An 18,217-nucleotide genomic window follows, 5' to 3' on the forward strand; every position below is an offset into this window, starting at 1 on the left:
ATGTCTTCTTCCATCTTCGTGCTCAACGTCGTTTCCTCGATTATGACGTGAGCAGGATTTCACTGGGTCAATACACCATGATGGTGGCCGTGGCCGTGCTGGTGGGGTTTTCGGCGGCGGCCAAGTCGCATCACGTGCACGTGGCGCTGGCCGGCGTGGCGGCCGCGGCGGTCGGCCTGTCTTTGCAAATGGGGCTGCGCGCCGCGCGGCGGGCGACGCAGAGCGTGGCGGCGATCGCGATCATGGTCATGACGTTCGTCGGGATTTTTTTCCTGCGCCTGCCGTTGCTCTGGGTGGTCGGTACGATGGCGCCGCTTTCGATCGGTTTGGCTTATCTGCGCGTGCGCGCTCGCGAGGGAACATGAACTGGAAGGCCTTGTTGGAAGTGGTGCTGGTCTTCGTGCCGCTTTCGTTCCTGACGGTGGGAGGGGGGCAGAGCATCGTGGCCGACGTCCACCGCCAATCGGTCGACGTCTACGGGTGGATGAGCAATGCGGCGTTCATGGATCTTTACGCCTTGTCGCGCATTCTCCCCGGGCCGGGCGCTTTGTTGGTGACGCTGGTGGGATGGCAGGCGGCTGGGCTGGCCGGGGCGCTGGTGGCGTCGGCCGCGATTTTCATTCCCAGCTCGCTCTTGGTGTATGGGTTGGCGCATTTGTGGACGCGCTTTAGGGAAAAGCCGGCGATACGCGCCATCGAGGCAGGATTGATCCCGGTGGCGACGGGCATGGTGCTGGCCGCCTCCTGCACGGTGCTGAGGGTGGCGGAGGGCGGCATCTGGGCGTGGGGCGTGGCCGCGGCGTCGACGGCCGCGTTGATGCTGACGCGGGTGAGTCCGTTCCTATTGCTGGGGCTGGGGGGAGTGGTTTTTCTGGTCGCGCTCGCGTGACGCGGTGCGGGCCGGCCTTCGCGTCGCCTTAGCCGTTCTGCTCGGCTTCTGCGCCCGCGTAGGCTGCCGAGGCGGACTGCACGAATGCGCGCACGGCGTCGTCATAGAGCGGGCCGGTGCGGCTCGCGCCCGAGTGGGAAGCTCCCTCGATTTTCACCAGGCGCTTGAACCGGGCGCTGCGCGCCGCACTCCATAGCTCGTCGCTCATGGTGTGCGGAACGACTTGGTCGTTGGTGCCGTGGATGAGCAGGATGGGGATGCGCAGCGAGGCGATAGCATCCAGGGAGTCGAAGGGCTGGGTGACGAGCAGCGCCATGCCCGGGACGTCGCGCCACCGCGTGGTGGCGATCATGTCGCGGATGCGGGTGAACGTTGCTTCGGCAATCAGCCCGGCCACTTCGGGTGCGTCGGTGCGCGCCAGCAGGTCGATGGCGATGGCGCCGCCGAGGCTGTGCCCATAGACGAAGCGGCGTGACGGATCCGGCTGGCGCCGTGCCAGTTCCTCGAGGGCGGTCCGGGCATCTTGCCGGACGCTCGCCTGGGAGGGCAGCCTGGGGGAAGAAGCCCCGAAGCCGCGGTAGTCGATGGCGACGATGGAATAACCGAGGTTGGTCCAGTGGTCGATGCGGAAGGCGCTGCCGTTCAGGTTCCAGCGGGAACCGTGCAGGTACAGGATGGTGGGGGCGGCGGGGTCCGGGTGGCGCCAGTACCAGGTGCGTATGGCGCCGCCGCCGGGAACGGGCAAGTCGTAGATTTCCGTGCCGGCCGGAGGCTCCCGCCACCACGAGCGTTCGCCCATTTCGACCGAGAAGATCAGTTGGCGCTGCCAGCGGTCGAGTGCGACGTAGCCCGCGCATGCTAGCGCGACGGTGCAGGCTAAGGCGGCGTAGCGGCGGACCCTCATGCTGCTTCAGAAAGCCGGAGCCGCCGGAGGTTCCCCGCCGCCGTCACGGCGTGGCTTGCCTCAGTCGGCTTGGATGCCGAATTCCTTGACGACTTTGCCGAAGTATTCATGCTCGTCCGCCGTCAGCTTGCCCAGCTGCTCGGGCGTGCTCGCTTTGGCGAACGCGCCGAAGACGCGCATTTTTTCGACTACGTCGGGCATCTTGAGGATTTCGGCCATGTGCGCATTGAGCTTGCGGACGATTTCGTCCGGCGTGCCCTTGGGCGCGTAAAGGCCTTGCCAGGCCGAAACGTTGACCTTGTAGCCCAGGTCGGCCATGGAGGGCGCGTCCGGTGCCAGCGGAGTGCGGGTCTGGGCGCCATTGGCCAGGATGCGGATCTTGCCCGAGGCCAGGTGCGGCTCCACGGGGCCGAAGGTCATCCAGCTCAGCGCGACGTGGCCACCCAGCAGGTCGTTGACCGCAGGGGCGACGCCCTTGTAGGGGATGTGGACGAGCTTGATGCCGGCGGCTTGGTTGAAGATCTCGCCGAGGATGTGCATGGGCGAGCCCGAGCCGGGGGTGGCGTAGGTCAGCGCCTTGCCTGCCTTGGCATCCTTGATGACCTGTGCAACCGAGGTGTAGCCCGAAGCCTGGCTGGCGACCAGCAGCAAAGGCTGGTCGGCCGTTTGCGTGATCGGGGCGAAGTCGTTGGCAGGATGGTAGGTATTGCCGTTGGTCTTGACCACGTGGGTCGCCATCGAGAAGGTGCTCGGTGCCAGCAGCAGGGTATAGCCGTCTGGCTTGGCGCGGGCGGCGTAGTTGCTGCCGATGATGCCGCTGGCACCCGCCCGGTTCTCGACGATGACGGGTTGGCCCAGGCGTTCCGTCAATTTTTCGCCGAAAAGGCGCGCCATGGCGTCGGTATCGCCACCCGCCCCGTAGGCGACTACGATGGTGATCGGTCGCGTCGGATAATCGGCGGCCATGGCGGGGGAGGAAATGGCGGCTGCACCGGCGGCGCCGGCGGCGGCGACGAGCAGGGCGCGTCGGCCGGACTGGAATTGCGAGTACATCTTGATAACCATACGTAATAAAGAGAGCCAGTAGCGGCGCTTGTACAACCCGCGCCGTGGCGGGCACCGCAGGGTGTGCGGCGATCCGGATGAGCCGCGGACTGCGTCGCGGCCGCCGGGTGCGTGACGCTGTAGTGTAAGCGATTAACAGGGGTTTGCGGTTTCACGAGTGAAACAATGTCTCCTCCTGGAAATAAATTCCGGCGAGGAGCACACAAAAAAGAATGCGGTTCGCACCCCTCGGGAAAGGGCGAACCGCCTAAGCTGCCGGGAGCCTCCCTGGGGGAAGGAAAGCTCGTGGGGTCCGGCAGAAAGGGGGAAGCAGGTCAGGTCGTCCCGGGCGCTGTTTCACCTGAGGTCGGGGCCGGTGGCTCCCCCGCGGTTCGTGCCGCGGCAGCACCCGCCTCGAGGTAAAGCTTTAAGTGCCGCAAGTCTTCGGCCATTTGTCGCGAGGGGTTCTCGCGCGAGAGGCGGGCGGCCACCCGGCCGGCCTGGCCCAGCGGCGGCTGGTAAGCGATCATGGCCCGCACCGTGGTGCCTTTGCCGTCGGCGGTGTCGCGGAACTCCACCCAGCCCGTGTTCGGAATGTCTGCCGTGGCTTCGGCCTCCCAGGCGATGCGCTCATTGGGGATGTCCTCGACCACGTGCGCGATCCATTCGACCGTCTTGCCGAAGGGCGCCTTGACCGTCCACCTGGAGCGCATGTCGGTGATGACGTCGATGTTGACGATGTGCTGCATGAAGCGCGGCAGGTTGGAGAAGTCGCGCCAGAAGCGGTAGATTTCCTCGCGCGGTCGGTCGATGACGATGGCATGGGTCGCTGCGGCGGCAGAGATCCAGCCTTGCTCGCGGGCAATGCGGCGCTCCAGGGGCGAAGGCGTGACAGCTTGTTTGACCGGACACCTGCCGGTCGCGGCGCGCCAGAACAGCCCCGCGGCGGCCGCCGCCGCCAGGTCGCCCAATAAGCCGCCGCGGCGCAGCCCCCACACTAGGAGCAGGGCGCCTCCCGCCGCTGAACCGATGCGCTCGGCCGGCCCCACGTTGAGGTCGGCCGATGCAGGCCATTCCGCTTCCCATTCCGAGGGTAGCTCCGGCACGACGTCCGTTTGGTCTTCCATGGATCTCTCCGTTAAGCTGCGCGAGCCTCGGTGGAGGTAGCAAGCGATGTGCCCCGCCGCGTCCGATGGGGGGCACCCCGGAAGATGTAAGAATTGCCTGGCCGCGACGGAAAAAAGGAAGGCGGCGGAGGGCGCCAACGTCAACGGAAAACTGGACATGGCTGACGCAGGACGCATGGAAATGGGCTTGGGCGCGGGGTATCGCCGCTATGTGCAGGCGCTCGCGGCGGCCTACGCGCTCATTTGGCTCGCACTCGCCATTCGCCCACTCGATCGCGGCGATTGGGCGCTGGAGAACGTGCTGGTGGTCGTGTTCTGTGCCGGCCTTGCGCTGTCTTGGCGGCATTTCCGGTTCTCGCGCTTGTCCTACACGCTGATTTTCATTTTCTTGTGCCTGCACGCCATCGGTGCCCACTATACCTATGCCAAGGTGCCCTATGACGCTTGGTGGCAGGCCTTGGCCGGCAGCAGCTTCAACAGTCTCTGGGGCTGGGAGCGCAACCATTTCGATCGCGCTGTGCACTTTTCGTATGGGCTGCTGCTCGCGTATCCGATCCGAGAGGTATTTCTGCGCGTGGCGGACGCCAAGGGTTTCTGGGGATACTTCCTGCCGCTGGAGTTCACGCTGGCAACCTCGGCCATGTTTGAGCTCTTCGAGTGGGCGGCGGCCGAGCTCTTCGGCGGCGACCTGGGCGTCGCGTACCTGGGCACCCAGGGCGACGTTTGGGACGCGCACAAAGACATGCTGCTGGCGGCGGCCGGCGCGGCGCTGGCCATGCTGGTCACGGCGGCGGTGAACCGCTGGCTGCAGCGGGACTTCTCCCGCGAGTGGGCGGAAAGCTTGCGTGTCAAGGATCCGCGCCCCTATGGGGAGGAGGAAATCCGCCGCAAGCTAGAACAATCGCGCGCACGGGTGCCCGCCGGCCCCGATCCCCATTGACCAGGCATTGGCCTGCGCGAGCGGCTGCACCGGCCCACGTCATGCCGCGCGCTTGAGCCGCCGGAGCAGCCAGGGCAGCACGAGCGCTGCGAGGGCCAGGGCGAACAGCGTGGCCGATACCGGCGTCGAGACCAGGATGAGCGGGTCGCCTTCGCCCACCGCCAGGGCGCGCCGCAGCTGCGTCTCCGCCATGGGTCCGAGGATGAGGCCGATCAGGACGGGCGCGATGGGGAAGTCGTAGACCCGCATCGCGTAGCCCATGAGTCCGATGCCGAACATCAGCGCCAGGTCGGTCCACGAGTTGGCCACTCCCCAGATGCCGACCAGGGCGAAAACCAGGATGCCCGCGTACAGGTAGGGGCGGGGGATGAGCAGCAACCGCACCCACATGCCGACGAGCGGCAGGTTCAACACCAGCAGCATCAGGTTGCCAATGTAGAGCGAAGCGATCAGGCCCCACACCAACTCGCCGCTGTTGGCGAAGAGGAACGGCCCGGGTTGCAAGCCATAGCTCTGGAAGGCCGCAAGCAGGACGGCCGCGGTGGCCGAGGTAGGCAGGCCCAGCGTCAGCAGGGGCACCAGGACCCCCGCGGCCGCGGCGTTGTTTGCCGCCTCGGGGCCTGCCACCCCCTCGATCGCGCCGTGGCCGAACTCTTCGGGGTGTTTGCTCAGCTTGCGCTCGATGGCGTAGGAGAGGAAGGTCGGGATTTCGGTCCCGCCGGTGGGCAGCGCGCCGATGGGAAAGCCCAGCGCCGTGCCGCGCAGCCAGGGTTTCCAGGAGCGCTTCCAATCCTGCCCGGTCATCCATGTGCCGCCCGCGAGCGGGTTGATGCGCGGCGGTGCCTTGGCGTAGCGGCTTGCGACGTACAGGATTTCGCCCACGGCGAAGAGCGAGACCAGCACGACGGTCAGTTCGATGCCGTCGAGCAGGTCGGCCGAGCCGAACGTCAGCCGGGCCTGGCCGGTCTGGCCGTCTATGCCCACTACGCCCATCGACAGCCCGAGGAAAAGCGAGGTGAAGCCGCGCACGCGCGAGGCACCGAGCACGACCGAGACGGAGGTGAAGGCCAGCACCATGAGCGCGAAGTAGTCTGCCGGCCCAAGCACGAAGGCCAGTTCGGCGATGGCGGGCGCCACGAAGCTCAGGGCCAGGGTGGCGAGCGTGCCGGCGACGAAGGAACCGATGGCCGCAGTGGCGAGCGCGGCCGCGCCCCGTCCGGCCCGCGCCATCTTATTTCCCTCGAGCGCGGTCATCATGGACCCGCTTTCGCCCGGCGCATTGAGCAGGATGGACGTCGTCGAGCCGCCGTACATGGCGCCGTAGAGGATGCCGGCGAACATGATGAAGGCGGAGGTCGGCGCGATTTGGACCGTGACCGGCAGCAGCAGGGCGATGGTGAGCGCCGGGCCGATGCCGGGCAGCACGCCGATGGCGGTGCCGAGCGCCGAGCCGAGGAAGGCCCAGAACAGGTTGACGGGCTGCAACGCGACCCCAAAGCCCGAAAGCAGGGATTGAAGGGCTTCCATCGGTCACCACCCGACAAGGGGAAAGGCGCCGCCGAGGTCGACGCCCAGTCGCGAAAAGCCGAGCCAGCAGATCGCCCCGAGCGCCAGGCCCACCGCGCAGTCGAACAGCACGCGCCGCGACCCGAACGCCCGCGTGACCAGGGCGAACGAGCCCATCGCGGTCAACGGGAAACCGAGAGGTTTCATGGTGAGCAGCGGCAAGGCGGCGCCTGCAGCCGCCCAGAGCAGGGCGGGCCACGAGGCACCGGCCTCGGTTGCCGCGTCTTCGGCTTGTTGCGGGGAAAAGGTTTCGCCCCGGGCGATCTGGACCAGCAGCAGGACGCCCAGCAACATTAGGACGGCACCCACGGCGCTGACGAAAAAGCCAGGGCCGAGCGCCGCGTAGCCGCCCAGCTGGGGCAGCGTGCTGCCTTGGTAGACCCAGGTCGCGCCGACGCCTGCGATGGCCAGGCCCAGCCACCAGGGTTTTCTGGGGGGAGTACCCATGCGTAGCCTCCAAGGGGCGAGCGCCTCGCCCCGGACTTTCAGTCGGGCCGCTACTTGACCAGCCCGACGGACTTCAGCACTTCGGCCTGGCGCGCTTTTTCTTTCTCGAGAAACGCGGCGAAATCGTCGCCGGCAAGGTAGGCGTCGTCCCAGCCATTGTCGGCGAGGGTCTTCTTCCACTCGGGGGTGGCGTGCAGCTTGGCATAGCGTTGCAGCCACATCTCGCGGCCGGCCTGGCTCATCCCCGGTGGGCCGATGATGCCGCGCCAGTTGCCGATGACGACGTCGAAACCGCTCTCCTTGAGCGTGGGCACGTCGATGCCGGGCAGGCGCTTCTCGGACGAAACGGCGATAAGGCGGATGCGGCCCTGGTCGGCGAAGTTCTTCAGCTCCGAAATCCCGGAGATGCCGATTTTCGCCTGGCCGCTCGCCAGGGACGTGACGACCTCCGCGCCGCTGGTGTAGGGCAGGTAGTTGACCTTGGTGGGAGGCAGGCCGACCGCCTTGGCGAGGAGGGCGGCAGTGACATGGTCGGTGCCGCCAATGGAGCCGCCGGCCACGGCCGTGCCTCCGGGGTTGGCCTTCAGGGCCTGGATGGCATCGGCGATGGTCTTGATGGGTGAGTTGGCGGCCACCGCGATCGCGCCGGCGTCGTCGGTCAGGCGCACCAGGGGCGTGGTTTGGTCCAGGGTGACGGGGGATTTGTTGGTGATGATGGCGCCGACGAGGATCGCGCCGATGGACATGATGGCGTTGTCGTCGCCCTTGCTGGTGCGGAAAAACTCGGCGAGCCCGATCGTGCCGCCCGCCCCGCCCCGGTTCGTGACCTGGAATCCATCCGTGAAGATGCCGGTCTGCTGCATGACCTGGAGCGGAATGCGCGCGGCGCCGTCATAGCCACCGCCCGGGCCGCCAGGGGCCATCACCTTGGCGGGCGCGGCCATGGCGAGGAGCGGCGCGGCGGCGAGGACGGCTCCTACCCATTTTCGTACGGTGTTCATGCGTATCTCCTTCCTCTTCTTCCTTCGTTGACGGTTGGAACCCGGGCGAGCGGCCGCGGGAGGTCCGTGTCGCGACGTCTACAGTATCCGCCCAAATGCGGGCTCCGGAAAAGCGTTCCGCTTACGCACCCGGCCCGACCGCCACCTAGGCGTACCTGGCCTGAAGGGGCGGGAATGGCCCGCGGCACCGGGCCCCCAGCCCTGGGGGAACCAGGCGGGAGGCTTGATTTTTGGGAATGCGCCCATATTTGGGCCAATGCAAGTTGATACGAGGTCGCCCCGGCGGCAGGGAGCCCAGGCGCGCGCTTTTCCCGGCCGGGGCGAAATCGTGCAAACTCGTTTTTCTTGGTTTTGAGCCGGCTTCTCTTCAACCGGCGCGGTTCGCATTTCGTTTGTCACCTTTCGACGAGATCGCCATGGCCCGCAAGACCCCAATCGAGCGCTACCGAAACATCGGCATCAGTGCCCACATCGATGCAGGCAAGACCACGACCACCGAGCGCATCCTGTTCTATACCGGGGTCAACCACAAAATCGGGGAAGTCCATGACGGCAACGCTACCATGGACTGGATGGAGCAAGAGCAGGAGCGCGGCATCACGATCACGTCGGCGGCCACCACCGCGTTTTGGCGGGGCATGGCCGGCAATTACCCCGAACATCGCATCAACATCATCGACACCCCTGGGCACGTCGACTTCACCATCGAAGTGGAGCGCTCCATGCGTGTCCTCGACGGCGCCTGCATGGTCTACGATTCGGTCGGCGGCGTGCAGCCGCAATCCGAGACCGTCTGGCGCCAGGCCAACAAGTACGGCGTGCCGCGCATTGCATTCGTCAATAAGATGGACCGCGTCGGCGCCGATTTCTTCCGCGTGCAGCGGCAGATCGTGGAGCGGCTGAAAGGGCGTGCCGTGCCAATACAGATCCCGGTGGGCGCCGAAGACCACTTCGAGGGCGTCGTCGACCTCGTCAAGATGAAGGCCATCATCTGGGACGAGGCCAGCCAAGGCGTGCGCTTCGAATATCGGGACATCCCTGCAGAGCTGCTGGCAACCGCCGAAGAGTGGCGGGACAAAATGGTGGCCGAGGCGGCCGAGGCCGAGGAGGCGCTGATGGACAAGTACCTCGGCGGGGAGCCCCTCACCGAAGAAGAAATCAAGCGCGGGCTGCGCAAGCGCACCGTGGCGGGTGAAATCGTACCCATGCTGTGCGGCAGCGCCTTCAAGAACAAAGGCGTACAGGCAATGCTCGACGCCATCATTGACTATCTTCCCTCGCCGGTGGACGTGCCCGCCATCAAGGGCGTCGACCTGGGCGAGCGCGAGGCCGAACGCCATCCTTCCGACGACGAGCCGTTTTCCGCGCTGGCGTTCAAGATCATGACCGACCCGTTCGTCGGTCAATTGATCTACTTCCGGGTGTATTCCGGTGTCGTGCGGTCGGGCGACACCATCTTCAATCCCGTGAAGGGCAAGCGGGAGCGGATCGGCCGCATCGTGCAGATGCACGCCAACGAGCGCCGGGAAATCAAGGAAGTCTATGCCGGTGACATCGCGGCGGCCGTGGGCGTGAAGGAGGCGACGACCGGCGATACCCTGTGCGATCCGGACCATCCCATCATTTTGGAGCGCATGGCGTTCCCCGAGCCAGTCATTTCCCAGGCGGTGGAGCCCAAGACCCAGGCCGACCAGGAGAAGATGGGCCTGGCCCTGAGCCGGCTTGCGCAGGAGGATCCCTCTTTCCGCGTCCGGACCGACGAAGAATCGGGGCAGACCATCATCTCGGGCATGGGCGAACTGCACCTGGAGATCATCGTCGACCGCATGCGACGCGAGTTCGGCGTCGAGGCAAAAGTCGGCAAGCCGCAAGTCGCCTACCGCGAAACCATCAAGTCCACGGTACGGGACGTGGAAGGCAAGTTCATCAAGCAGTCGGGCGGCCGCGGACAATACGGCCACGTCGTGATCACGGTGGAGCCGCAGCCCCCGGGCACGGGCTATGAATTCGTGGACGCCATCAAGGGCGGCGTCGTGCCGCGCGAATACATTCCCGCGGTCGACAAGGGCATCCAGGACACCCTGGCTTCCGGCGTGCTGGCCGGCTATCCCGTGGTGGACGTGAAAGTGACCTTGACCTTCGGTTCCTATCACGACGTGGATTCGAGCGAGAATGCGTTCCGCACGGCGGCGTCGATGGCGTTCAAGGAGGCGATGCGCCGGGCCAACCCCGTGCTGCTCGAACCCATGATGCGCGTCGAGGTCGAGACGCCGGAGGAATTCATGGGCAACGTGATGGGAGACCTGTCGTCCCGTCGCGGCATGGTGCAGGGGATGGAAGACATCGCAGGCGGTGGCAAGGTCGTGCATGCCGAAGTGCCGCTTGCGGAAATGTTCGGCTACTCCACCGTCCTGCGGTCGCTGACTCAGGGCCGCGCGACTTACACCATGGAGTTCAAGCACTACGCCGAAGTGCCCCGGCAGGTTGCCGAGGCGGTGATCGGGTCTCGCAAGCTTTGACGGCTTGCGGGCCCGGGGCCGGCGCCGCATCCGGGATCGGGAGACGAGGCAATCGTTCTTTCGCCCGCAACGCTCCGCGCAGCTGGTACAGTTGTCGGCGACATTATTCGGTATTTGTCCCTCGATCCGCCTTTCATGACGCCTCCCGTCTTTTCTGCCCGCCTCGTCGCGCGCTGGCTGCTGGTCTTGATGTTGCTGGCCGGCGCTTATTTCTTCAGCGGATTTCTCGTGCCGGGGTTGGCCGCGCTGATCATCGGCTTTGCGAGCTGGCCGTTGTACCGGCGGTGGGTGCACGTGTGCGGGGGGCGTCGGGCGCTGGCCGCCAGCACGGCGCTGCTCGTCATCGTGGTCGGCCTGATCGTGCCTTTTGCCTTCGGCGTCTCTTATGCCATCCAGGAGGCCAGCAACTTGATCCGCTGGCTGCTCGAGGCGAACCGCGACGGGTTGCCCGTCCCGCAGTGGGTGACGGCCTTGCCCGTGATCGGCGACAGGCTGGCCGGCTACTGGGAGGAGTATCTCGGAAGGCCGCATGCCCTCGGTTCCTGGGTGCAGCTCGTCAGCGGCGAACACCTCGGCAATATTTACCGCGTCGTGCTCTCGGCCACGGGCAATGCGTTCCACATTGCCTTGACCGTGGTGTTCATGCTGATCATCCTGTTTTTCGTCTACAAGGACGGCGAGGCCATGGTCGCCCAGCTAGACATCGTGGGCGAGCGCGTGTTGCCGGCCCGCTGGACGCGGCTTTCGCGCGTCGTGCCTGCCACCATCAGCGCAACGGTCACGGGCATGGGGCTGATCGCCATCGGCGAAGCCGTGGTGCTGGGCACGGCTTATTGGATCGCGGGCGTGCCGTCGCCGGCGCTCATGGGCTTGATCACGGGATTCATGGCGCTCGTGCCGGGCGGCGCTCCCGTGGCGTTCACCATGGTGTCGCTGTACCTGATCGCGTCCGGCAAGCTCGTGGCTGGGCTCGGCCTGTTCGCCTGGGGCTCGTTCGAGCTTTTCATCGTCGATAAGACATTGCGCCCGAAACTGGTCGGCGGGCCGGTCAAGCTGCCTTTCCTGCCGACCTTCATCGGCCTCGTGGGGGGCGTCCAGACCATGGGGCTCGTGGGCCTGTTCGTCGGCCCCGTGCTGATGGCGCTGCTGGTCGCCATCTGGCGCGAGTGGGTGAGAGAGATCCCCCGCGCCGAGCTTTCCTGCCCCCTGGAGGGCCACCAGGGGGAGCGGGTGTCGGATCAGTAGATCCCTTGTGCCAACATGGCGTCGGCGACCTTCACGAAGCCGGCGATGTTGGCGCCGTCCACGTAGTTGATGCTGCCGTCGGGCCGGGTGCCGTGGCGAACGCAGTTCTCGTGGATGTCTTTCATGATGGCGCGCAGCCGTTCGTCGACTTCGGCATGGTGCCAAGAGACGCGCTGCGAGTTTTGCGCCATTTCCAGCCCCGACACCGCGACACCGCCGGCGTTGCTCGCCTTGCCCGGCGCGTAGAGCGTACCGGCCTTCACGAATACGTCCACGGCTTCGAGGGTGGATGGCATGTTCGCGCCTTCGGCCACGCACACCACGCCGTTGCGCACCAGCGTTTCGGCGTCTTGGCCGTCGAGCTCGTTCTGGGTGGCGCAAGGCAGGGCGATGTCCACGGGGATGTGCCACGGCCGCTTGCCGGCTTCGAACGCCAGCTTATTGCGTGCGGCGAAGTCGGCAAGGCGGCCGCGCTGGACGTTCTTGAACTCCATGATTTCCTTGAGCAGGTCGGTGCTGATGCCTTCGGGGACGTACAGGGTGCCGTCCGAGTCGGACATCGTCAGGACCTTGGCCCCGAGGTCGATGGCTTTTTCGGCGGCGTACTGTGCAACATTGCCGGAGCCAGAGATCGAGACCTTCTTGCCGTCGAAGCTTTCGGCCTTCCGGTGCAGCATCTGCTCGGCGAAGTAGATGGTGCCGTAGCCGGTGGCTTCGGGGCGCATCAGGCTGCCGCCAAAGGAAAGTCCTTTGCCGGTGAACACCGCTGCCGAGCTGTTCGATAGTTTTTTCATCATCCCGGCCATGAAGCCCACCTCGCGCGCGCCCACGCCGATGTCGCCGGCGGGCACGTCGGTGTCGGGGCCGAGGTGGCGGTACAGCTCCAGCATCAAGGCCTGGCAGAAGCGCATGACTTCACCATCGCTCTTGCCCTTGGGGTCGAAGTCGGCGCCGCCTTTGCCGCCGCCCATGGGCAGGGTCGTGAGCGAGTTCTTGAAGGTCTGTTCGAATGCCAGAAAGCGCAGGATGGACAGGTTGACCGAGGGATGCAGGCGCATGCCACCTTTGTAGGGGCCGATGGCGGAGTTGTGTTGGACGCGGAAGGCGCGGTTGACTTGCGTTTGGCCGCGGTCGTCCACCCAGCAGACGCGGAATTGAATGATCCGTTCCGACTCCACCAGGCGTTCGAGCAAGCCCTGTTCGGCATAGCGCGGGTTCTTCTGCAAGAACGGCCAAAGGCTCGTCATGACTTCCTTGACGGCTTGCAGGAATTCCGGCTGGTGAGGGTCGCGCTGGGCGACGCGCGCGAGAAAACTATCTAGGCTGGTGTGTTTCAATTACGGCTCCGATGGATATCCGGGCGCTAGGCCATCCCGCCGGCGGCGCGGCGCCGAAGGTTGCACCTAATACGTGCGGTGTTGCGCTAAACCGGTGCATCGTGCACCGGAAAAATGCGGCATTGTAATCATCTTTTTTCGTCATCATGCTGCTAAATGTTGGCTTTAGGCCCTCATTTTGTGCGATTTTTTAAAAAGGGACGGAGCGATATTTCTCCGTGGTTTTTCAATAAAAATAGGGACGTACCATGGGCGGCATGAACGCAGCCGCGTGGAGGCGCTCCCGTCAGGAAGCGATATGGCTTGGATGCTATTGATCGTCGCCGGCTTGCTAGAAGTCGGTTGGGCTATCGGCTTGAAATACACCGATGGCTTCACCCGGCTGTGGCCGTCCCTGGGAACCGCCATTGCCATGATAGCCAGTGTGGTATTGCTGGGTGTTGCAATGCGTACGCTCCCGGTCGGCACCGCGTACGCGATCTGGGTGGGCGTGGGCGCGGTGGGAACCGCTGCGCTGGGGATCGTGCTCTTCGGCGAAGCCGCCACGTTGGCGCGGCTCGCGAGCCTAGGATTGATCGTCGCGGGTATCATCGGCTTGAAGTTGGCTTCCTGATCCACCGTATTGCGATGACCCCGGTTGCTCGCGGGCCCATAGGCGTATTTGATTCCGGCGTGGGGGGCATCAGTGTGCTGAATGCCATCCGGCGCATCTTGCCCGGCGAAGACTTGATCTATGTCGCCGACAGTGCGCATCTGCCCTATGGAGAGAAACCGCGTGCCTATATCGAGGCGCGCGCCCAGCGCTTGGCCGCCTTTTTCCTGGAGCAGGGAGCCAAGGCCATCGCCATCCCATGCAACACGGCAACCGCGGCAGCCGTCGATGCGCTGCGCAGGCGGTATCCGGAGCTGCCCATCGTCGGCATCGAGCCGGCGGTCAAGCCCGCGGCCAAGCTCACCCGGTCCGGCGTGATCGGGGTGCTCGCGACGACGGGTACGCTCGCCAGCGAACGCTTCCGCGGATTGGTCGAACGCGAGGCGCCCGGCATCGAGGTGTTGCTCAAGCCTTGCCCCGGCTGGGTTGCGCTGGCCGAAGAGGGGTGGACCCCGGAACGGGATCACATCGTGGCCGAGCCGCTGTCGGAACTGCTCGGCAAAGGCGCTGACGTGCTGGTGCTGGGGTGCACGCATTTCCCCTTCCTGATCGAACCCATTCGTCGTCATGCCGGAGACGGGGTCGTCGTGCTCGAAACCGGTGAGCCTTTTGCCCGCCAGCTCCACCGGCAGCTGGTGGTCCGTGGCTTGGCGCGGGAGTCGGCGGGCGGGATGGGGACGGTGCGCTACCTGGCCAGTGGGGCGGCTGGCGAGGCGGCGCGTCGCATCGCGAGGCTGAGTGGGCAGGCCGTCGAGGTGCGGCAGCTGCCGCCCGCCTACTGCTGAGGTGTCCGAGCGTCGGGGAGGCGACTAGGGATTTTCCGGTCCAGCTGGGCTCGATGGGGTATTCTCACGCCTCTGTGCCGATGGTCGACCCGACTCCGGCAGGCCTCGTGCCGCGTTTCCAGGAAATCCACAGGAGCCTCCATGTCGCTCGAACAGCATTACACCTCCATACTCGAACAGCTCGGCGAGGATCCGCATCGCGAGGGCCTGAGGGATACGCCCAAGCGCGCCGCCAAGGCCATGCGATATCTTTGCCAAGGCTATACGCAGAACCTGGAGGATATCGTCAACGGCGCGCTGTTCTCGTCCGACACGAACGAGATGGTGTTGGTCAAGAATATCGAGCTCTACTCGCTATGCGAACACCATTTGTTGCCGTTCATCGGCAAGGCGCACGTGGCGTATCTGCCGAACGGCAAGGTGCTGGGGCTTTCCAAGGTCGCCCGCATCGTAGACATGTTCGCCCGCCGGCTGCAGATCCAGGAAAACCTGTGCTTGCAGATCGCCGAGGCCATGCAGAAGGTGACGGACGCCCATGGCGTGGCGGTGGTCATCGAGGCGCAGCATATGTGCATGATGATGCGTGGCGTGGAAAAGCAGAACTCTTCCATGGTTAGCTCGGTCATGCTTGGCGCGTTCCGCGACAATGCCGCGACCCGCGCGGAGTTCCTGGGCCTTATTCGTTGAGGCCTCCCACTCGCGTCCCACGCCTGGCGTCGTGGTTGTCCGGGGAGCCGCCCCGGCGCAGGCTGCGCACCGCGAGAAGGCGGGGATGCACCGATGATGGGACAATGCCGGCCTGAGCCACCGGGAGCGGATGGCCTGGCCCGGTCTTTGCTTGAGTTTTCGTAGTGGTTTACCCCAGTCGCGCCCCCAAAATCGAGGCGCTATATTTTTTCTTTTGTTTCGTAGATGAGATGAGGTTTCGTATTTAAGACGTTGACCGCGCTAAGGCGGGATGGTTTGATACACCATCTTAAGGCCGTGGCGGCTTCGCGTTTCGGCGGTCGTCCATCCCCCGGAGCCGTCGTCGAATAGATGCTTCCTCGATCAATACAGGCCCCGCAACATGAATGAAATCGAGTTCCGCAAGGTTGGCAAGCGATTCCTGGACCGGCAGACGGGGCAACCCCGTGCCGCGGTTACCGACGTCAACCTGACCGTCCGCAGCGGCGAGGTCGTCTCTATCATCGGCCCCTCGGGCTGCGGCAAGAGCACGCTGTTGAACATGGGTGCCGGGCTGTACCTCCCGAGCGAGGGAGAGGTCTATGTGGGCGGGGAGCGCGTGACCAAGCCGGTGCGCAAGGTCGCCTTCATGCTGCAGAAAGACCTGCTCATGCCCTGGCGCACGATACGCGCCAACGTTGAATTGGGATTGGAGATCGAGGGCGTTGCGCCCCGCGAACGCAAGGCCGTGGCAGACGAGCTCCTGGCCAAGTGCCACCTGAAGGGGTTCGAGGAACACTATCCGTATCAATTGTCCGGGGGCATGCGCCAGCGCGCCGCCCTGGCGCGCACCTTGGCGGTCGATCCGCAGGTGCTGCTGCTGGACGAGCCGTTCTCGGCGCTCGATGCCCAGACCAAGATGGTCTTGCAGCAAGACTTGGCGAAGATGCTCTACGAAAAGCGCAAGACGGCGCTTTTCATTACCCACGACCTGGTGGAGGCCATCGCGCTGTCCGATCGACTGCTGGTCATGAGCGAGCGTCCTGGCACCATCATCGAGGAAATCATCGTCGACCTGCCTTTGCGGGACAATCCGCTGGAGCGGCGCAAGCTTCCTGAAATCGGCCCGCTCCAGGGCCGCCTGATGGAGCTGCTGAAGGTGGGCAAAGAGTCCGCCGAACTGCACTGAATCCGTTCATCTTCATCAACGCACGTTGCGCCCGTGGCGCTTTCACATAGGAAGCCTTATGAAAAAAGCTCTGGTCTCCTTCAGCTTCAAACTGGCTGCCATTGCCGCGGCCGCCGCTACGCCATTCGTCGCCCATGCGGCGCCGGAAGAAATCAACTATCTGCTGCCGGCTCCGCCCACGCTGCCCGCATTTGCCCCCTGGATGGTGGCACAGCAGCGCGGTTACTACGCCGATGAAAACATCAAGGTCAACTTCGTGCTTGGCAAGGGCGGCGTGGACGTGGCCAAGCAGATCGGTGCCGGCAACGCCGTGATCGGTGGCGCCATCGGCGATACGCCCATCATCGTCCGTGCCAACGGCGTGCCGGTGAAGGCCGTCGCGGTGCTCGGTGCAGGTTCGCTGTCTTCGCTCGCCGTCAAGAAAGATGGCCCGATCAAGTCGGTCTCCGACCTCAAGGGCAAGACCGTGACCGTGATCTCGTATAGCGACACCACGTATTACGCGCTGCTGGGCACGCTCAAGAAATACAACTTGTCCAAGAGCGACGTGTCGATCCAGGCAGCCGGTCCGGCGGGCGTATGGCAATTGTTCGCCGCGGGCAAGGCCGAAGGCATGGCCGCAACGCCCGATTGGCTGGTCGACGCGGACGAGGCGACCAATGGCAACGTCGAGTACCTGAAGATCGACAGGCCGTTCAACAGCATGGCGCAAGCCATCCTGGCTTCGGACGAGACCATCAAGAAGAACCCCGACCTGATCAAGCGACTGGTGCGCGCGACGCTGCGCGGCATGCAGGACGTGATGAAAGATCCCAAGAGCGCGGCTGCAACCTATGCCCAGGCGGCGCCGGCCTTCAAGGGCAAGGAGGAAAAGCTCGAGCGCATCCTGCGCCTGTACAACCAGTACGTGTACGCCGACCAGAAGGTGCTCGGCCAAATGGATGCCGCGCGCCTTGCCGAGGTCCAGAAGTTCTACGTTTCGGAAGGCATCGTCTCCAAGGCCACGCCTTTGTCCGATCTTTATACGAACCAGTTCGTCGGGGTTGATCGGTAATGTCGGTTTCGGTATCCAACGAAGCTGCGTCGGAGGCGCGCCATGCCGCGCCGCCGGCGCGTTCGCTTTTCTCGGGCAAGGTCGCCACGGTCAGCGGCAGCGTGCTGGTCCTCCTGGGCTTCCTGGCCATCTGGGAGTGGGGGCCGGGCCTGCTGAACATGCCTGAATTCATCCTGCCGCGCTTTAGCCGCGTGGTCCAGGAGTTCGGGCATATGTGGCAGAACAGCGACCTGCTGATGCACAGCGGCATCACCGCGTTCGAGGTCATCGTCGGCTTCATCCTCGGCGCGCTGCTGGGGCTGGTGGTGGGCGTGGTGCTCGGCCTTTCCCCGAGGACGGAGTCCATTCTTTCGCCCTACATCCTGGCGCTACAGATCGCGCCCAAGGTAGCGTTTGCGCCCCTGTTCGTCATGTGGCTCGGCTACACCATTTATCCGAAAATCCTGGTCGCGATCCTGATCGTCTTCTTCCCGGTCATGATCAATGTGCTGTCAGCCGTGCGCACCGTGGATCCTGACATGGTGAACCTGGTCCGGACCCTCAACGCTGGCCGGTGGCAGATTTTCCGCCTGGTCGAGTTTCCGTCGGCGTTGCCGGCACTGTTTTCGGGCCTGCGGATCGCATCGACGCTGGCAGTCATCGGCGTGACCGTGGGCGAACTCGTGGGCGGTAACCTGGGGCTGGGCTTCTTGCTGGTCGATGGGGAAGGGCAAGGCAATACCGCTGCCGTGTTCGTCACCATCGCCATGCTGACGCTGATCGGCATCATTGCCTACGCAGGCGTCGTTTGGGCGGAAAAACGCGTCCTTCATTATTTGCCTCGCGCATCGACCACCACGGTCTGAGCGCAGG

17 protein-coding genes and 1 pseudogene are annotated in these 18,217 nt (G+C 64.9%); 11 read left to right on the forward strand and 7 right to left on the reverse strand.

All coding sequences use genetic code 11. The features are described 5' to 3' along the window. Both Q0319_RS05470 and Q0319_RS05475 read left to right on the forward strand, forming a co-directional pair. A pseudogene (locus tag Q0319_RS05470) lies at positions 1-365 on the forward strand (hypothetical protein); the annotation flags it as partial. After that, positions 362-889: a chromate transporter gene (locus tag Q0319_RS05475; RefSeq protein ID WP_299451385.1), complete on the forward strand. Its 528-nt coding sequence runs from the start codon at positions 362-364 to the stop codon at positions 887-889. The pseudogene Q0319_RS05470 and the gene Q0319_RS05475, both read left to right, overlap by 4 nt. A gap of 28 nt (positions 890-917) precedes the next feature. Here Q0319_RS05475 and Q0319_RS05480 read toward each other — a convergent pair whose 3' ends face one another. The 3 genes from Q0319_RS05480 to Q0319_RS05490 form a co-directional block, all read right to left on the reverse strand. Further along, complete coding sequence (locus tag Q0319_RS05480; RefSeq protein WP_299451386.1) at positions 918-1,793, reverse strand: alpha/beta fold hydrolase; 876 nt, start codon at positions 1,791-1,793, stop codon at positions 918-920. 60 nt (positions 1,794-1,853) lie between these two features. Further along, positions 1,854-2,846 (reverse strand): tripartite tricarboxylate transporter substrate binding protein, encoded by a 993-nt coding sequence (locus tag Q0319_RS05485; protein WP_296468838.1) that lies wholly within the window; start codon positions 2,844-2,846, stop codon positions 1,854-1,856. Between the two features lie 326 nt (positions 2,847-3,172). After that, the gene (locus Q0319_RS05490; RefSeq protein WP_299451387.1) at positions 3,173-3,964 is read right to left on the reverse strand and encodes an SRPBCC family protein; all 792 of its coding nucleotides are present in this window, start codon (positions 3,962-3,964) and stop codon (positions 3,173-3,175) included. A 157-nt stretch (positions 3,965-4,121) separates the two neighbouring features. Here Q0319_RS05490 and Q0319_RS05495 point away from each other — a divergent pair, with 157 nt between their 5' ends. Beyond that, positions 4,122-4,904: a DUF2238 domain-containing protein gene (locus tag Q0319_RS05495; RefSeq protein WP_296468833.1), complete on the forward strand. Its 783-nt coding sequence runs from the start codon at positions 4,122-4,124 to the stop codon at positions 4,902-4,904. Positions 4,905-4,943: 39 nt separating this feature from the next. Here the strand turns inward: Q0319_RS05495 and Q0319_RS05500 are convergent, their stop codons facing one another. From Q0319_RS05500 to Q0319_RS05510, 3 genes are read right to left on the reverse strand one after another with little or no spacing between them, the layout of a single operon-like run. Beyond that, a complete protein-coding gene (locus Q0319_RS05500; protein ID WP_296468831.1) occupies positions 4,944-6,431 on the reverse strand; it encodes a tripartite tricarboxylate transporter permease in 1,488 nt (495 codons plus the stop codon). Between the two features lie 3 nt (positions 6,432-6,434). Further along, on the reverse strand, positions 6,435-6,917 hold the full coding sequence (locus Q0319_RS05505; protein WP_296468829.1) for a tripartite tricarboxylate transporter TctB family protein: 483 nt from the start codon (positions 6,915-6,917) through the stop codon (positions 6,435-6,437). Between the two features lie 50 nt (positions 6,918-6,967). Then, a complete protein-coding gene (locus Q0319_RS05510; protein ID WP_299451388.1) occupies positions 6,968-7,918 on the reverse strand; it encodes a tripartite tricarboxylate transporter substrate binding protein in 951 nt (316 codons plus the stop codon). Positions 7,919-8,334: 416 nt separating this feature from the next. Between Q0319_RS05510 and fusA the strand changes: the two genes are divergently transcribed. Continuing rightward, positions 8,335-10,437, forward strand: coding sequence for an elongation factor G (gene fusA / locus Q0319_RS05515; protein ID WP_296468825.1), 2,103 nt, complete (start codon positions 8,335-8,337; stop codon positions 10,435-10,437). A gap of 135 nt (positions 10,438-10,572) precedes the next feature. Next, entirely contained in the window at positions 10,573-11,682 is a 1,110-nt protein-coding gene (locus Q0319_RS05520; RefSeq protein WP_299451389.1) for an AI-2E family transporter, read from the forward strand. Here the strand turns inward: Q0319_RS05520 and gdhA are convergent. After that, positions 11,676-13,019, reverse strand: a complete 1,344-nt coding sequence (gene gdhA / locus Q0319_RS05525; RefSeq protein WP_296471221.1) for an NADP-specific glutamate dehydrogenase — start codon at positions 13,017-13,019, stop codon at positions 11,676-11,678. The genes Q0319_RS05520 and gdhA overlap by 7 nt on opposite strands. Before the next feature lie 298 nt (positions 13,020-13,317). On the opposite strand from gdhA, the gene sugE reads away from it, so the two are divergent. The 6 genes from sugE (at position 13,318) to Q0319_RS05555 (ending at position 18,210) form a co-directional block, all read left to right on the forward strand. Beyond that, positions 13,318-13,632, forward strand: a complete 315-nt coding sequence (sugE, locus tag Q0319_RS05530; RefSeq protein WP_299451390.1) for a quaternary ammonium compound efflux SMR transporter SugE — start codon at positions 13,318-13,320, stop codon at positions 13,630-13,632. Positions 13,633-13,646: 14 nt separating this feature from the next. Continuing rightward, positions 13,647-14,456 carry a glutamate racemase gene (gene murI, locus Q0319_RS05535; RefSeq protein ID WP_299451391.1) on the forward strand — a complete coding sequence of 270 codons (810 nt, stop codon included), beginning with the start codon at positions 13,647-13,649 and terminating at the stop codon, positions 14,454-14,456. Between the two features lie 141 nt (positions 14,457-14,597). Beyond that, the gene (folE, locus tag Q0319_RS05540) at positions 14,598-15,143 is read left to right on the forward strand and encodes a GTP cyclohydrolase I FolE (protein WP_296468277.1); all 546 of its coding nucleotides are present in this window, start codon (positions 14,598-14,600) and stop codon (positions 15,141-15,143) included. Between the two features lie 382 nt (positions 15,144-15,525). After that, positions 15,526-16,311, forward strand: coding sequence for an ABC transporter ATP-binding protein (locus Q0319_RS05545; protein WP_296468275.1), 786 nt, complete (start codon positions 15,526-15,528; stop codon positions 16,309-16,311). A gap of 58 nt (positions 16,312-16,369) precedes the next feature. Beyond that, positions 16,370-17,365: an ABC transporter substrate-binding protein gene (locus Q0319_RS05550; protein ID WP_296468273.1), complete on the forward strand. Its 996-nt coding sequence runs from the start codon at positions 16,370-16,372 to the stop codon at positions 17,363-17,365. Then, the gene (locus Q0319_RS05555) at positions 17,365-18,210 is read left to right on the forward strand and encodes an ABC transporter permease (RefSeq protein ID WP_296468271.1); all 846 of its coding nucleotides are present in this window, start codon (positions 17,365-17,367) and stop codon (positions 18,208-18,210) included. The genes Q0319_RS05550 and Q0319_RS05555 overlap by 1 nt, the downstream gene beginning before the upstream one ends. Positions 18,211-18,217 lie beyond the last annotated feature (7 nt).

Origin of the sequence: uncultured Pigmentiphaga sp. (genome assembly GCF_937950555.1) — a bacterium.
Classification (GTDB): Bacteria; Pseudomonadota; Gammaproteobacteria; order Burkholderiales; family Burkholderiaceae_B; genus Pigmentiphaga.